General features: G+C 67.0%; 11 protein-coding genes. 9 read left to right on the forward strand and 2 right to left on the reverse strand.

Going from position 1 to position 12,538, the window contains the following annotated elements; genetic code table 11:
• Positions 1-4 precede the first annotated feature (4 nt).
• From nuoI to CEG14_RS06570, 7 genes are read left to right on the forward strand one after another with little or no spacing between them, the layout of a single operon-like run.
• The gene (nuoI, locus tag CEG14_RS06540) at positions 5-493 is read left to right on the forward strand and encodes an NADH-quinone oxidoreductase subunit NuoI (RefSeq protein ID WP_094825556.1); all 489 of its coding nucleotides are present in this window, start codon (positions 5-7) and stop codon (positions 491-493) included.
• 17 nt (positions 494-510) lie between these two features.
• Complete coding sequence (locus CEG14_RS06545; RefSeq protein WP_094825557.1) at positions 511-1,170, forward strand: NADH-quinone oxidoreductase subunit J; 660 nt, start codon at positions 511-513, stop codon at positions 1,168-1,170.
• A complete protein-coding gene (nuoK, locus tag CEG14_RS06550) occupies positions 1,167-1,475 on the forward strand; it encodes an NADH-quinone oxidoreductase subunit NuoK (protein WP_094825558.1) in 309 nt (102 codons plus the stop codon). The genes CEG14_RS06545 and nuoK overlap by 4 nt, the downstream gene beginning before the upstream one ends.
• A gap of 17 nt (positions 1,476-1,492) precedes the next feature.
• On the forward strand, positions 1,493-3,538 hold the full coding sequence (nuoL, locus tag CEG14_RS06555; RefSeq protein ID WP_094825559.1) for an NADH-quinone oxidoreductase subunit L: 2,046 nt from the start codon (positions 1,493-1,495) through the stop codon (positions 3,536-3,538).
• Positions 3,535-5,037 (forward strand): NADH-quinone oxidoreductase subunit M, encoded by a 1,503-nt coding sequence (locus CEG14_RS06560; protein WP_094825560.1) that lies wholly within the window; start codon positions 3,535-3,537, stop codon positions 5,035-5,037. The genes nuoL and CEG14_RS06560 overlap by 4 nt, the downstream gene beginning before the upstream one ends.
• A 9-nt stretch (positions 5,038-5,046) precedes the next feature.
• Entirely contained in the window at positions 5,047-6,531 is a 1,485-nt protein-coding gene (gene nuoN, locus CEG14_RS06565) for an NADH-quinone oxidoreductase subunit NuoN (RefSeq protein WP_094825561.1), read from the forward strand.
• A 13-nt stretch (positions 6,532-6,544) separates the two neighbouring features.
• Positions 6,545-6,868: a DUF2818 family protein gene (locus CEG14_RS06570; RefSeq protein ID WP_094825562.1), complete on the forward strand. Its 324-nt coding sequence runs from the start codon at positions 6,545-6,547 to the stop codon at positions 6,866-6,868.
• A gap of 73 nt (positions 6,869-6,941) precedes the next feature.
• Here the strand turns inward: CEG14_RS06570 and serB are convergent, their stop codons facing one another.
• Positions 6,942-7,802, reverse strand: a complete 861-nt coding sequence (gene serB, locus CEG14_RS06575; protein WP_094825563.1) for a phosphoserine phosphatase SerB — start codon at positions 7,800-7,802, stop codon at positions 6,942-6,944.
• 11 nt (positions 7,803-7,813) lie between these two features.
• On the reverse strand, positions 7,814-11,278 hold the full coding sequence (gene mfd / locus CEG14_RS06580) for a transcription-repair coupling factor (protein ID WP_094825564.1): 3,465 nt from the start codon (positions 11,276-11,278) through the stop codon (positions 7,814-7,816).
• A gap of 29 nt (positions 11,279-11,307) precedes the next feature.
• On the opposite strand from mfd, the gene ispD reads away from it, so the two are divergent.
• Together ispD and ispF are read left to right on the forward strand one after the other, a co-directional pair.
• Positions 11,308-12,039, forward strand: a complete 732-nt coding sequence (ispD, locus tag CEG14_RS06585; protein ID WP_094825910.1) for a 2-C-methyl-D-erythritol 4-phosphate cytidylyltransferase — start codon at positions 11,308-11,310, stop codon at positions 12,037-12,039.
• Complete coding sequence (gene ispF / locus CEG14_RS06590; RefSeq protein ID WP_094825565.1) at positions 12,036-12,521, forward strand: 2-C-methyl-D-erythritol 2,4-cyclodiphosphate synthase; 486 nt, start codon at positions 12,036-12,038, stop codon at positions 12,519-12,521. The genes ispD and ispF overlap by 4 nt, the downstream gene beginning before the upstream one ends.
• Positions 12,522-12,538: the final 17 nt, after the last annotated feature.

Consider the following 12,538-nt stretch of genomic DNA (forward strand, 5'->3'; position numbering starts at 1 on the left):
GGATATGGAAGCGATCAAAGATTTTTTCAGCAGCTTGATGCTGACTGAACTGCTCAAGGGCATGCGCCTGACGGGCAAGTACTTCTTCAAGCGCAAGGTCACCCTGCGCTACCCGATGGAAAAGACGCCGACCTCGGCCCGTTTCCGTGGCCTGCACGCGCTGCGCCGCTACCCCAATGGGGAAGAGCGCTGCATCGCCTGCAAGCTCTGTGAGGCGGTCTGCCCGGCGATGGCCATCACCATCGAATCGGACCAGCGTGAAGACGGCACCCGCCGCACCACGCGCTACGACATCGACCTGACCAAGTGCATCTTCTGCGGTTTCTGTGAGGAAAGCTGCCCGGTGGACTCGATCGTCGAAACGCACATTCACGAGTACCACGGTGAAAAGCGCGGCGACCTGTACTTCACCAAAGACATGCTGCTCGCCGTTGGCGACCGCTACGAAGCCGAAATCGCCCAACGCCGGGCCGAAGACGCGCCTTACCGTTGATCGCCAGGGTCTGATCCATGACTTTTACTTCTGTCCTGTTCTACATACTGGCGTTCGTCCTGGTGGTGGCCGCCTTCCGCGTCATCACCGCGCGCAGCCCGGTGACCGCCGTGCTGCACCTGATCCTCGCGTTCTCGAACGCGGCCATGATCTGGATGCTGCTGGGCGCCGAGTTCCTGGCGCTGCTGCTGGTGCTGGTGTACGTCGGCGCCGTGATGGTGCTGTTCCTGTTCGTCGTGATGATGCTCGACATCCGCATCGACCACATGCGCCGTGGCCTCAAGACCTACCTGCCGCTCGGCCTGGTGATCGGTCTGGTCATGGTCGTGGAAATGTCGTTCGTCCTGGTTTCGACCTGGGGCGACATCGGTCCGCAGATCGCCCAGGCGGGTGACTACAACAACGCCCGCGCGCTGGGCGAAGCGATGTACACGCAGTACCTGTTCGGCATCGAAGTCGGTGCCGCGCTGCTGCTGGTCGGCATGGTGGCGGCGATCGCGCTGACCCTGCGCCGCCGTCGCGACGTCAAGTACAACGACCCGGTTGCCGCCGTGCGCGTGCGCGCCAAGGATCGCTTCCGCATGGTCAAGATGACGGCCCAGAGCGACCGTGCGCAAGGCCGTACGGCCACGCCGCCGGCCGCTGCCGAAGGCGCCGCCCAAGGAGAAAAACAATGACGCTGACGCTGGCCCATTTCCTGATTCTGGGGGCGATCCTGTTCGCCATCGGCATCTTTGGCATTTTCCTCAACCGCCGCAACCTGATCATCCTGCTGATGTCCATCGAGCTCGTGCTCCTGGCCGTCAACATGAACTTCGTGGCGTTCTCGAGCTGGTTCGGCGACACCGCCGGCCAGGTGTTCGTGTTCTTCATTCTGACCGTGGCCGCGGCCGAGGCCGCCATCGGCCTCGCGATCCTGGTGCTGCTGTTCCGCAACCTGAACACGATCAACGTTGACGATCTCGATCGCCTGAAGGGCTGACGGGGTATTGGAAGAAAATGTCTAGTTCACCCAATCTCTACTTGCTTATCGCGCTGGCGCCGCTGGCGGGCGCGATTCTCGCCGGGCTGTTCGGCACGGGCTTTCTCGGCCGTCCGGTCGGGCGCCGCGCCGCGCATTGCATCACCATCCTGGGCGTGCTGATCTCGGCGATCGGTTCCGTCGTGGTCCTGGGCGACGTGCTCAACGGCCTGCGCTTCGACGGCGCCGTCTACACCTGGACGCTGATCGGCCAGACCAAGCTGGAAATCGGCTTCCTGATCGATCCGCTGTCGGCCATGATGATGGTCGTCGTGACCTCGGTCTCGCTGATGGTGCACATCTACACCATCGGCTACATGGCCGACGATCCCGGTTACCAGCGCTTCTTCTCGTACATCTCGCTGTTCACCTTCTCGATGCTGATGCTGGTCATGTCCAACAACATGGTCCAGCTGTTCTTCGGCTGGGAAGCCGTGGGCCTGGTGTCGTACCTGCTGATCGGCTTCTGGTACACCCGTCCGACCGCGATCTTCGCCAACATGAAGGCGTTCCTGATCAACCGCGTCGGCGACTTCGGCTTCGTGCTCGGCATCGGCCTGCTGTTCGCCTACGCCGGCACCATGCACTACGGTGAGGTGTTCGCGCAGGCCGACAAGCTGGCCGCCATGACGCTGCCGGGTTCCGACTGGATGCTGCTGACCGTCGCGTGTATCTGCCTGTTCATCGGCGCCATGGGCAAGTCGGCCCAGGTGCCGCTGCACGCCTGGCTGCCGGACTCGATGGAAGGCCCGACCCCGATCTCCGCGCTGATCCACGCCGCCACCATGGTGACGGCCGGCATCTTCATGGTCGCGCGTTTCTCGCCGCTGTTCGAGCTGTCGGACACCGCGCTGTCGTTCATCATCGTGATCGGCGCCATCGGCGCGCTGTTCCTGGGGATCCTGGGCATCATCCAGAACGACATCAAGCGCGTGGTCGCCTACTCGACGCTGTCGCAGCTGGGCTACATGACCGTCGCGCTGGGCGCCTCGGCCTACTCGGTCGCGATCTTCCACCTGATGACGCACGCGTTCTTCAAGGCGCTGCTGTTCCTGGGTGCGGGCTCGGTCATCATCGGCATGCACCACGACCAGGACATCCGCAACATGGGTGGCCTGCGCAAGTACATGCCCATCACCTGGATCACGTTCCTGATCGGCACGCTGGCCCTGGTCGGCACGCCGTTCTTCTCGGGTTTCTACTCGAAGGAAAACATCATCGAGGCCGCCGGTGCCGCCAACGTGTGGGGCGCGACCTTCGCGTACTACGCGGTGCTGATCGGCGTGTTCGTGACCTCGCTGTACTCGTTCCGCGTCTACTTCCTGGTCTTCCACGGCAAGGAGCGCTTCCCCGAGCACGGCCACGATCACGGCCACGGCCATGACGATCACCACGCCCACGACGACCATGGTCACGACGACCACGGCCACGGCCACCACGGCGGCAAGCCGCACGAGTCGCCCTGGGTCGTCACGCTGCCGCTGGTGCTGCTGGCCATCCCGTCGGTCATCATCGGCGCGCTGGTGGTGGATCCGATGCTGTTCGGCAAGTATTTCGAAGGCGTGATCACCGTGCTGCCGAAGCACGAAGCGATGGCTGACCTGTCCGAGCACTGGCACGGCTGGGTGGCCTATGGCCTGCACGCGTTCCAGACCCTGCCGTTCTGGCTGGTGGTCGCCGGCGCCGTGATCGCCTGGTACTGCTACCTGATCAATCCCAAGGTGCCGGCCGCGATCCAGAAGAGCCTGTCGGGCGTCAACAAAGTGCTGGAAAACAAGTACTTCGTCGACTGGGTCAATGAGCAGGTCATCTCGCGTGGCGCACGCTGCCTGGGCCGCGGCCTGTGGCAGACCGGCGACCGTCGCCTGATCGACGGCCTGCTGGTCAACGGCAGCGCCCGCGTGGTGGGCTGGGTGGCAGCGGTCAGCCGCCACCTGCAGTCCGGCTACATCTATCACTACGCGTTCGCAATGATCATCGGCATCATGGCGCTGGTCACTTTCTTTGTGCTGATTCCCCAATGATGGCAAGCGAGATGGCATCCAACACTTTCCCCTGGCTCACGCTTGCGATCTTTGTCCCGATCGTATTCGGCCTGCTGGTGCTGGCGGTGGGCCGCGACGACCGGCCCGGCCTGACGCGTGGGCTGTCCCTGATCGGTTCGATCGCGGGCTTCCTGGTCACCATTCCCGTCTACACCGGCTTCGACAAGACCACGGCCGCCATGCAGTTCGTCGAAAAGGCGTCCTGGATCCCGGCCTTCAACATCAACTACCACCTCGGCGTGGACGGCATCTCGATGTGGTTCGTGCTGCTGACCGCGTTCATCACCATCATCGTGGTGCTGGCGGGCTGGGAGGTGATCACCAGCCGCGTGTCGCAGTACATGGCCGCCTTCCTGATCCTGTCGGGTCTGATGGTGGGCGTGTTCGTGGCGCTCGACGGCATGCTGTTCTACGTGTTCTTCGAAGCGACCCTGATCCCGATGTACATCATCGTGGGTGTGTGGGGCGGTCCGAATCGCGTGTACGCGGCCTTCAAGTTCTTCCTGTACACCCTGATGGGTTCGCTGCTGACGCTGATCGCGTTCATCTACCTGTGGAATGCCTCGGGTGGTTCGTTCGACATCCTGACGTGGCACCAGACCAAGCTGGGCTACACGCCGCAGATCCTGATCTTCCTCGCGCTGCTCGCCGCCTTCGCGGTGAAGGTGCCGATGTGGCCGGTGCACACCTGGCTGCCCGACGCCCACGTGGAAGCGCCCACGGGCGGCTCGGTGGTGCTGGCCGCCATCATGCTGAAGCTGGGCGCCTACGGTTTCCTGCGCTTCTCGCTGCCGATCACCCCTGACGCCGCGCATTCGCTGGCGGGCCTGATGATCACGCTGTCGCTGATCGCGGTGATCTACATCGGCCTGGTCGCGATCGTCCAGGAAGACATGAAGAAGCTGGTGGCCTATTCGTCGGTCGCCCACATGGGTTTCGTGACCCTCGGCTTCTTCATCTTCAACGCCGCCGGCGTCGAGGGCGCCATCGTCCAGATGGTGTCGCACGGCTTCGTGTCGGGCGCGATGTTCCTGTGTATCGGCGTGCTCTACGACCGCATGCACTCGCGCCAGATCGCCGACTACGGTGGCGTGGTCAACGTCATGCCGCGTTTCGCGACGTTCTTCGTGCTGTTCTCGATGGCCAACAGCGGCCTGCCGGCCACCAGCGGTTTCGTCGGCGAGTTCATGGTCATCATGGGCGCCGTCGAGCACAACTTCTGGGTGGGCCTGCTGGCTGCCACCGCCCTGATCCTGGGTGCGTCCTACTCGCTCTGGATGGTCAAGCGTGTCGTCTTCGGTGACGTCACCAACGACCACGTGCGCGAGCTTGTCGACCTCAACCGCCGTGAGTTCTTCATTCTCGGCATCATGGCGATCGCCGTGTTGTACATGGGGATCTATCCCAAGCCCTTTACTGACGTGATGCACGTGTCGGTCGAGGCCCTGCTGCAACACGTTGCCGTCTCGAAACTGTAAGACTAGACAATGATGCAATCCCACCTCAATTTCGCTCTGGCCGCACCGGAGATCCTGTTGCTGGTCCTGGGGCTGTCCGTCCTGCTCGTGGATGCGTTCAGCACGCACCCCGAGCGCAAGACCACGTTTGCACTGACGCTGCTGTCGCTGGCCGCGCTCACCGTCGTCTCGGTCATCCAGTGGACCGACGGCGTGCAGGGCACGACGTTCCACGGCATGTACGTCACCGACTCCTTCTCGCACCTGCTGAAGATCGTGTCGTACATCGCGGTGGCCGTGACCCTGGTCTACGGCCGCGTCTATGCGCAGGATCGCGAGATGCTGCGCGGCGGCGAGCTGTATGTCCTGACGCTGTTCGCCCTGCTGGGCCAGATGGTCATGATCTCGTCGGGCAACCTGATCTCGATCTACCTCGGCCTCGAGCTGATGTCGCTCGCGCTCTACGCCCTGATCGCGCTGCGCCGTGACGACCCGGTCGCCACCGAATCCGCCATGAAGTACTTCGTGCTGGGTGCGCTGGCCTCGGGCTTCCTGCTCTACGGCATGTCGATGGTCTACGGTGCCACCGGCAGCCTCGACCTGGCGCAGATCGCCGAAGTGATCGCCGCCGGCAAGGCGCAGCAGCTGGCCCTGGTGTTCGGCATCGTGTTCCTGGTGTCGGGCCTGGCCTTCAAGCTCGGCGCCGTGCCGTTCCACATGTGGGTCCCCGACGTCTACCAGGGCGCCCCGACGGCCGTCACGCTGATCCTGGGCGGCGCGCCCAAGCTGGCCGCGTTCGCCATGACCATGCGCCTGCTGGTCGACGGCATGCACAGCCTGGCCGCCGACTGGCAGCCGATGCTGATCATCCTGGCCGTGCTGTCGCTGGCGATCGGCAACCTGACCGCCATCGTCCAGACCAACTTCAAGCGCATGCTGGCCTACTCGACCATCTCGCACATGGGCTTCGTGCTGCTGGGCCTGGCGTCGGGCGTGGTCGATGGCAAGCCGCAGGCCTGGGCCGGTGCCTACAGCGCGTCGCTGTTCTACATGATCACCTACGTGCTCACCACGCTGGCGAGCTTCGGCGTCATCCTGCTGCTGGCGCGCCAGGGTTTCGAGTGCGAACAGATCGATGACCTGAAGGGCCTGAACCGCCGCAGCCCGTGGCACGCGTTCATCGTGCTGCTGCTGATGTTCTCGCTGGCCGGCATTCCGCCGCTGGTGGGCTTCTACGCCAAGCTGGCCGTGCTGCAGGCCGTGGTCGAGTCGGGCCACGTCACGCTGGCCGTGGTGGCCGTGCTGTTCTCGCTGGTCGGCGCGTTCTACTACCTGCGCGTGGTCAAGGTCGTGTACTTCGACGAGCCCGTGGGCGAGGTCGCCCCGATCCAGGCCGGCTTCGCGCAACGCGGCCTGCTGTCGGTCAACGGCGCGCTGATCCTGATCCTGGGCCTGCTGCCCAGCGGCCTGATGACCCTGTGCATGCAGGCGATCCAGGGCACGTTCGGCAATTGAGCACGGTGGGCCTGTGAATCAGACGCTCGCAGTCTGGCTCCTGATCGCGCTGGCCCTGGTCAGCGCGAACCTGCCGTTTCTCACGGAGCGGCTGTTCGCGTGCTGGCCCTGGAAGCAGGGCGGGGTCGAGGTGGTCAAGCCGTTCTGGCTCCGGCTGGTCGAGCTGCTGGTGTACTACGGCATCGTCGGCGGCCTGGGCTATGCCTTCGAGGTCACGCTGGGCAACCCGTTTGCCCAGACCTGGGAGTTCTACGCGATCACGCTGGCGCTCTACCTGGTGCTGGCCTATCCCGGCTTCGTGTTCCGCTACCTGTTCCGCAAGCCCGCCCGCGCCTGAGCGCAGGCGAGCAAAAAAAAAAGCCTCCCGGTCGGGAGGCTTTTTTTCATGGGGCGCGGGCCGGGCGCCTGGCTCAGGCCTCGAACCAGTTCAGGATGCCGTCCAGGCCGGTGACGTTGAGCGCGTAGCGCGTCTGCTCGCGCACGATGGGCTTGGCGTGATAGGCCACCGGGAAGCCGGCGTGCGAGAGCATCGGCAGGTCGTTGGCGCCGTCGCCCATCGCGATGATCTGCGCCGTGGCCGCGCCGTGTTCCTGGGCGAAGGCCTGCAGGTGCCGCGCCTTGGCGGCGCCGTCCACGATGTCGCCCAGCACCGAGCCGGTCAGCTTGCCGTCGGCGTCCACGTCCAGCGTGTTGGCAAAGCACCGGTCGAGCCCGAGGCGGGCCTTCAGGCGCTCGGTGAAGAAGGTGAAGCCGCCCGACACCAGCAGGGTCTTGATGCCGGCGGCCTGCACCGAGCTCAGCATGCGTTCCGCGCCCGGGTTGAGCAGCAGCTTCTCGTCGTAGACCCGCTGCAGGGTGCTGGCCGGCACGCCCTTGAGCAGGGCCACGCGGCGGCGCAGGCTCTCGGAAAAATCCTTGATCTCGCCGCGCATCGCGGCCTCGGTGATCTGGGCCACCTTGTCGCCCAGGCCCGCCATCGCCGCGATCTCGTCGATGCATTCGATGTTGATCAGCGTCGAGTCCATGTCCATCGCCAGCACCTTGCAGTCGGCCAGGCGCAGGCCGGCCGACACGAAGGCCGCGTCGATGCCATGGCGCTCGGCCCAGGCGCGCACCTCGGCGCGGGTGGCCTCGTCGGCCTGCACGTCGAGCAGGCGGGCGGCGGTGGTGCTGATGCGGGCGATGCCCTGCGCGCTGGCGAGCGCGGCGAGCTGTTCGGCGTGTTCGACGGCGAGCGCCGGCGACTGGATGATGAGGTTCAGGGTGGTCATGGGTGTGAAGGTTACTTGAGCGAGCGCAGCACGGCGCGGACCGCGTCGGCGCGGGCGGCCACTTGCGGCGCCTTGATTTCGATACGCAGGCGGTCCTGGCCCGACAGCTTGATGTGGCGCTGCTTCTGCACCAGCTCGATGATGCGCAGCGGGTCGACGCTGGTCTTGGGTCCGAACTGCAGCAGCGCCTGGGCCTCGCTGGCGTCGATCTTGACGATGCCCAGCGGCTGCGCCGCGAGGCGCAGGCGATGGGTGGTAAGCAGGGTCTGGGCCGCCTCGGGCAGCTTGCCGAAGCGGTCGATCAGCTCCTCCTGGATCTGGATCAGGTCGTCTTCGTCGGCCGCGTGCGCCAGGCGCTTGTAGATCGCCAGCCGGCCGTGCACGTCGGGGCAGTAGTCGGAGGGCAGCAGGGCGGGCGCGTGCAGGTTGACCTCGCAGGCGAGGTTGAAGGGCGCGTCGAGGTCGGGCTCCTCGCCCGCCTTGAGCGCGCGCACCGCCTCGTTGAGCATCTCGTTGTACATCGAGAAGCCCACTTCCTGGATGTTGCCCGACTGCGAGTCGCCCAGGATCTCGCCGGTGCCGCGGATCTCGAGATCGTGCATGGCCAGGTAGAAGCCGGAGCCCAGCTCCTCCATGGCCTGGATCGCCTCCAGCCGCTTCTTGGCGTTGCTCGTGATCGCGTCCTCGCCCGGCGTCAGCAGGTAGGCATAGGCCTGGTGGTGCGAGCGGCCGACGCGGCCGCGCAGCTGGTGCAGCTGGGCCAGGCCGAAGCGGTCGGCGCGGTGGATCACGATGGTGTTGGCCGAGGGCACGTCGATGCCGGTCTCGATGATGGTGGTGCACAACAGCACGTTGTAGCGCTGCTGATAGAAGCCCTTCATCACCTGCTCGAGCTCGCGTTCGGCCATCTGGCCGTGGGCCACGCCGATGCGCGCCTCCGGCACCAGCTCTTCGAGGCGGGCGCGCCGGTTGTGGATGGTCTCGACCTCGTTGTGCAGGAAGTAGGCCTGGCCGCCGCGCTTGAGCTCGCGCAGCAGCGCCTCGCGGATCGTGCTGCCGTCTTCGCGCCGCACGAAGGTCTTGATCGCCAGGCGCTTCTGCGGCGCGGTGGCGATCACGGAGAAGTCGCGGATGCCCTCGAGCGACATGCCCAGCGTGCGCGGGATCGGCGTGGCGGTGAGCGTGAGCACGTCGACCTCGGCGCGCAGCGCCTTGAGCGACTCCTTCTGGCGCACGCCGAAGCGGTGTTCCTCGTCGATGATCACCAGGCCCAGGCGCTTGAAGCGCACGTCCTTGGACAGGATCTTGTGCGTGCCGATCACGATGTCGACGCGGCCGTCGTTGATGCCCTCGACCGCGGCCGCCACTTCCTTGGCGGAGCGAAAGCGCGACAGCTCGACGACGCGCACCGGCCAGTCGGCGAAGCGGTCGGAGAAGGTCTGCGCGTGCTGTTCGGCCAGCAGCGTGGTGGGGCAGAGCAGGGCGACCTGCTTGCCGTTGGCCACGGCCAGGAAGGCGGCGCGCAGCGCGACCTCGGTCTTGCCGAAGCCCACGTCGCCACACACCAGGCGGTCCATCGGCCGGCCCGAGGTCATGTCCATGATGACGGCCTGGATCGCGGCCGACTGGTCGGGCGTCTCCTCGAAGCCGAAGCCTTCGGCGAAGGCCTCGTAGTCGTTGAGCGGCAGGTTGAATTGGAAGCCCTCGCGCGCCGCGCGCTGCGCATACAGCGCGAGCAGCTCGGCGGCCGTGTCGCGCACCTGCTTGGCGGCCTTGCGGCGCGCCTTGTCCCACTGGCCCGAGCCCAGGCTGTGCAGCGGCGCGGCCTCCGGATCGGCGCCGCTGTAGCGGGCGATCACGTGCAGCTGCGACACCGGCACATACAGCGTGCTGCCGCTGGCGTATTCGAGGTGGAGAAACTCCATCTCGCCTTCGCCCATGTCCATGTTGACCAGGCCGTGATAGCGGCCGATGCCGTGCTGCGCGTGCACCACGGGGTCGCCGGCGCGCAGCTCGGCCAGGTCGCGCACCATCGCCTCGACGTTGCTGGTGCGTTCCTGGGCGCGCTTGCCGCCGCGCCGGGCCGGCGAGTTGCCGGGGTAGAGATCGTTTTCGGTGAGGAACACCAGGCCGCACTGCGGCAGGCCGAAGCCCGCCGACAGCGGCGCCACCGCCAGGCCGAAGTGGCCGTGGTCGCGCAGAAAGCCCTGCACGTCGTCGGCCTGCAGGTCGATCGCGATGCGCTGCTCGGCCAGCATCTGGCTCAGCGTTTCGCGCCGGCCGGCCGAGTCGGCGCACAGCACCACCCGCGCGTCGGTGCGGTCGAGCAGCGTGCGCAGCTTGGCCACCGGGTCGTCGGCACGGCGCGACACGCCGACGTCCGGCGCGGCGATGAAGTCCGGATGGCCGCGCTCGGTGCCGAGCGCCAGCCGCGCGAACTGGCGGAAGCCGGCGTGCAGGCCCTCGCCGTCGAGGAACAGCGTCTCGGGCGGCAGCACCGGGCGCTCGCGGTCGCTCTTCAGGAAACCATGGCGGCTGGCGGTGTCCTGCGCGAAGCGCTGCACCGCGCCGTCGATGTCGCCCAGCGTCACCGTGATGGTGTCGGTCGCGAGGTAATCGAACAGCGTGGCGGTCTGCTCGAAGAACAGCGGCAGGTAGTATTCGACGCCGGCGAAGGCGATGCCGCTGCCGATGTCCTTGTAGGGCAGGGCGCGCGAGGGATCGCCCTCGAACACCTCGCGAAAGCGCGCGCGGAAATGGTTGCGCGCGTTTTCGTCCATCGGGAATTCGCGGCCCGGCAGCAGCTGCACCTCGCCCACGGGGTAGAGGCTGCGCTGCGTGTCCACGTCGAAGGCACGGATCGATTCGATCTCGTCGTCGAACAGATCGATGCGGTAGGGCACCACCGAGCCCATCGGGAACAGGTCGATCAGCCCGCCGCGCAGGCAGAACTCGCCCGGCGCGGTCACCTGGGTGACGTGGGTGTAGTTGGCCAGCGTGAGCTGGGCGCGCAGCGCCTGCTCGTCGAGCTTGTCGCGCTGCTTGAACGAGAACGTGTAGGCCGCGAGGAACGACGGCGGCGCGAGCCGGTACAGGGCGGTCGTGACCGGCACGGTCAGGATGTCGACCTCCTTGAGCATCAGCGCGTGCAGGGTGTGCAGGCGCTCGGAGATCAGGTCCTGGTGCGGCGAGAACGCGTCGTAGGGCAGCGTCTCCCAGTCGGGCAGCTGGCGCACGCGCAGGTCGGGCGCGAACTGCGGGATTTCGTCGGTCAGGCGCTGCGCCTCGAGCGGCTCGGCCGTGAACACGACGAGCGGGCGGCGGGCGGCCCGGGCGAGGTCGGCCAGCAGCCAGCCGTCGCCCGATCCGGGCGGACGCGGCTGCGCGTAGCGCGTGCCGGGCTTGAGCGCGGCCAGCGTGGCGGCGGTGGACGGGAGGTGCGGCGCGGCGCCGGTGGAAGAGGAGGATTCAGCCATCAGGGGGAAGATTATAAAATCTCTTGACCATGTCTGAACCTATTGCGTCCATCCCGCGCGAATCCGCCCCGCTGATCGCCCTCGTCCCCGCCGCCGGCGTGGGCAGCCGGGCGGCCGGCCCGGGCGCTTCCGCCCTCCCCAAACAGTACCGGCCGCTGGCCGGCGAGCCCATGTTGCGCCATGCCGTGCGGGCGCTGCTGGCCGATGCCCGCATCGCCGAGGTGCTGGTGGCGGTCTCGCCCGGCGATGGCTGGGTCGAGACGGCCCTGGCGGGCCTGCCGCGCACCCGCTGGCTGCCCTGCGGCGGCGCCACCCGCGCCGACACCGTGGCGCAGGCGCTGGCCGCGCTCCAGGCCGAAGGCGTGTCGCCCGAGGCCTGGGTGCTGGTGCACGACGCCGCCCGGCCCGGCCTGCCGGCCGCCGCGCTGGCGCGCCTGATCGAGGCCTGCCAGGACGACCCGGTGGGCGGCCTGCTGGCGCAGCCGGTGCCCGACACGGTCAAGCAGGCCGGTGCGGACGGCGCGCGCGTGGCCCGCACCCAGGACCGCGACGGCCTCTGGCTGGCCCAGACGCCGCAGATGTTCCGGCTTGGCATACTGGGCGCCGCGTTGGCCCACGCCCGCGCCGCCGGCGTCAACGTCACCGACGAGGCCAGCGCGCTGGAGTCGCGCGGCCTGGCGCCGCGGCTCGTGCCGGGTTCGGCGCGCAATTTCAAGGTCACCTGGCCTGAAGATTTCGAGTTGATGGAAAAATGGCTATGAATTTCCCGTTCCGCGTCGGCCAAGGCTTCGACGTACACGCGCTGGTCGAAGGGCGTCCGCTGATCATTGGCGGCGTCACGATCCCGCACTCCCACGGCCTGCAGGGCCACTCCGACGCCGACGTGCTGCTGCACGCCATCACCGATGCGGTGCTGGGCGCGGCGGCGCTGGGCGACATCGGCCGCCATTTCCCCGACACCGACCCCGCCTTCAAGGGCGCCGACAGCCGCGTGCTGCTGCGCGAGGCGATGGCGCGCGTGGCGGCCGCGGGCTGGACCGTGGTCAACGTCGACGCGACCGTGCATGCGCAGGCGCCCAAGATCGGGCCGCACGCGCCGGCCATGGTCGCCAACGTGGCGGCCGATCTCGGCATCGATCCCGCCGCGGTCAACATCAAGGCCAAGACCAACGAGCATCTCGGATATCTCGGTCGAAAGGAAGGCATCGCGGCCACCGTGGTGGCCATGATCGCCCGCGTTTAACGGCTTGTAGCAAGCGG

The sequence above is a fragment of the Bordetella genomosp. 1 genome (assembly GCF_002261335.1).
Classification (GTDB): domain Bacteria; phylum Pseudomonadota; class Gammaproteobacteria; order Burkholderiales; family Burkholderiaceae_B; genus Bordetella.

Coding starts and splice junctions, on each gene's coding strand:
- nuoI (WP_094825556.1), top strand. CDS start 5: ATGGAAGCGATCAAAGATTTTTTCAGCAGCTTGATGCTGACTGAACTG.
- CEG14_RS06545 (WP_094825557.1), top strand. CDS start 511: ATGACTTTTACTTCTGTCCTGTTCTACATACTGGCGTTCGTCCTGGTG.
- nuoK (WP_094825558.1), top strand. CDS start 1,167: ATGACGCTGACGCTGGCCCATTTCCTGATTCTGGGGGCGATCCTGTTC.
- nuoL (WP_094825559.1), top strand. CDS start 1,493: ATGTCTAGTTCACCCAATCTCTACTTGCTTATCGCGCTGGCGCCGCTG.
- CEG14_RS06560 (WP_094825560.1), top strand. CDS start 3,535: ATGATGGCAAGCGAGATGGCATCCAACACTTTCCCCTGGCTCACGCTT.
- nuoN (WP_094825561.1), top strand. CDS start 5,047: ATGATGCAATCCCACCTCAATTTCGCTCTGGCCGCACCGGAGATCCTG.
- serB (WP_094825563.1), bottom strand. CDS start 7,802: ATGACCACCCTGAACCTCATCATCCAGTCGCCGGCGCTCGCCGTCGAA.
- mfd (WP_094825564.1), bottom strand. CDS start 11,278: ATGGCTGAATCCTCCTCTTCCACCGGCGCCGCGCCGCACCTCCCGTCC.
- ispD (WP_094825910.1), top strand. CDS start 11,308: ATGTCTGAACCTATTGCGTCCATCCCGCGCGAATCCGCCCCGCTGATC.
- ispF (WP_094825565.1), top strand. CDS start 12,036: ATGAATTTCCCGTTCCGCGTCGGCCAAGGCTTCGACGTACACGCGCTG.